General features: G+C 72.3%; 2 protein-coding genes. Both read right to left on the reverse strand.

Going from position 1 to position 2,193, the window contains the following annotated elements; translation table 11 throughout:
- Positions 1 to 83: 83 nt before the first annotated feature.
- The gene (locus ACFXA3_RS41360; RefSeq protein ID WP_385196479.1) at positions 84 to 482 is read right to left on the reverse strand and encodes a VOC family protein; all 399 of its coding nucleotides are present in this window, start codon (positions 480 to 482) and stop codon (positions 84 to 86) included.
- Between the two features lie 123 nt (positions 483 to 605).
- On the reverse strand, positions 606 to 2,193 hold a 1,588-nt coding region (locus ACFXA3_RS41365), incomplete at its 5' end, for a N,N-dimethylformamidase beta subunit family domain-containing protein (RefSeq protein ID WP_385196481.1).

Raw genomic sequence — 2,193 nt, forward strand, 5'->3', positions numbered from 1 at the left:
CTGTTGAGGGGGCGGGCCCGACGCCGTTCGCCGTTCCGCCGTCCGGCGCGGAGTTCATGTCCGCCAGGGCGGGCGGACGCCCGCTATCCGGCCGTGGGTTCCTCGTAGCCGTACGGACGGGTGATGATCTCCATCCCGTGGCCCGACGGGTCCAGGAAGTAGACGCCCCGGCCGCCGTCGTTGTGGTTGATCTCGCCGGCCCGCTTCATGTACGGGTCGGCGAAGTACGGGACCCCGCCGGCCCGGATCTTCCCGAACGCCGCGTCGAACTCCTCCTCGGAAACGAGGAACGCGTAGTGCTGGGGGCTGATGGAGTCGGCCGGGGCGGTCGCGAAGTCCAGGGTGACGCCGTTGGCGGTGTCGACGGGGACGAACGGGCCCCATTCGGTCCCGACCTCAAGCCCGAGGATGTCCGCCAGGAACACGGCGGCCTCCCGGTTGTTCCGGGAATGGATGATCGTGTGGTTCAGCTGCACTGACATGAGTGAATGCCTCCGCAAGGCACATCACGGGCACCTCCATGCCTCACCCGGTCGGTGACCGACACGCGATGCCGTGATCACGATCCTAAACACCCCTTCCGGGCGGAGTCCACCGCATTCCGGTCAGGACGAACCGCCGTACACCGCCTTGACGTTGTCCTGGGCGGGATGGGAGCGACCCGCCGGGCCCGCCGCGAACACCCGCAGCAGGTTCTCCGTCACCCTGGTGGTCAGGGCGCCCGCCTTCGCGTCCAGGCCGTGGTTGGCCCCGCTGCGCCCGTCGCCCGTCGCGTCCAGCGCCTCCACCCAGCGCATGGTCCCCGTGGCGAACACGCCCGCGCCGCTCGGCACCGTGTAGTACGCGGTGTCCTGGTGGCTGGGCCGGCCCTCGCACACCACCGGGGAGTGGGCCAGTATCTCGATCGGCCGGGGTGTCGGGAACCCGGTGTTGACCTTGTCGTACTCCACCCCCACCAGGTGCGCGAACCGGTCGCCCGCCCGCACCCCGGTCCCCTCGAACAGCCAGTGGCCCGGGTTGGTCACGACGTACGGGGCGTCCACCGGGTAGCCGTCGTAGATCACGCCGAGCAGCGAGCTCTCCGGGTCGGCGCCGGGGGCCGAGCGGAAGTCCACGGTGGCCGGGTGGCCTCGCTTGAATCCGGGGTCCTGGTCGTAGGAGGACTTGTAGCAGACCACCGTACGGTCCGGCCCGAGGTCCGAGGGTTCCAGCCGGATGCGGCGGAAGCAGCAGTTGGCTCCGAGGACCGCGATGTTGGTCCCGGCGTCCCGGGCGGCGGTGAAGTGGGCCCGCTGCTCGGGCGACCAGTACTCGTCGTGGCCGAGGGAGAGGATGGCAGCGGCCCCTTCCAGCAGCCGCTTCTCGCGTGCCACGTCGGTGGTCGTCGCGTAGGCGAGGGGTATCCCGAGCCGCTCGGCGAGGGCCAGCAGCGGCGCCTCGTACACCAGGAACAGGCCCGCGCCGTCGTCGTACTCGTACGGCCGGTCGAAGGTGACGGACAGCGAGCGCGAGGCGTAGCCGCCGCTGGGACCGTCGTAGCTGCCGTAGCCGCCCCACCGGTTGTACGCCTGCCAGGTCGCCACCGCGTTCACCACGACCGTACGGCCGGCCCCCGCCGCCGACCGGACCGTGACGGGGACGAACCGCTGCCCCTCGCCGCCCTGCGCGTCGAGCCGCAGCAGGTAACAGCCCTCAGGCCAGTCCTTGGTGTCGACGGTCGTCGTACGGGGCCACCGGGTGCGGACCGTCCGGGTCGCGGAATCCACCGTGTGCTCGGGCTGGCGCACGCCGGGCAGTGCCTCGGAGCGCCAGACCAGCCGGGCCCGGGCGCCGCCGTACCAGCCCATCCGGTACGCGGAGACGGTGAACCGGGGCGCGGTGGTGGACACGTGCAGGCCGAAGGACTCGCCGGGCAGGACGCTGACCTTGTCGGCGAAGCCCTCGATGGCCCTTGCCGGGCCGGCCTTCGTCACGTGCCAGTCGGCGTTCCCGGGCTTGGCGTTCTCGGCCTTGACGTCGAACCCGGCCGGCCCGCCCTTCCCGGCCGGGCCCTCGGCGGCAGGCCCCTTGCCCTTGCCCTTGAGTTCGCCGTTGCCCGCCGTCCCGTCGGCGCAGCCCGCCACGGCCCCGAGGCCGGCGGCGGTGGCCGCGGCACCCGTCGCGATCGCGAGGAACCGCCGCCTGCCCGCGCCC

Source organism: Streptomyces sp. NPDC059456, from assembly GCF_042750055.1.
Lineage (GTDB): Bacteria > Actinomycetota > Actinomycetes > Streptomycetales > Streptomycetaceae > Streptomyces.

Coding starts and splice junctions, on each gene's coding strand:
- ACFXA3_RS41360 (WP_385196479.1), bottom strand. CDS start 482: ATGTCAGTGCAGCTGAACCACACGATCATCCATTCCCGGAACAACCGG.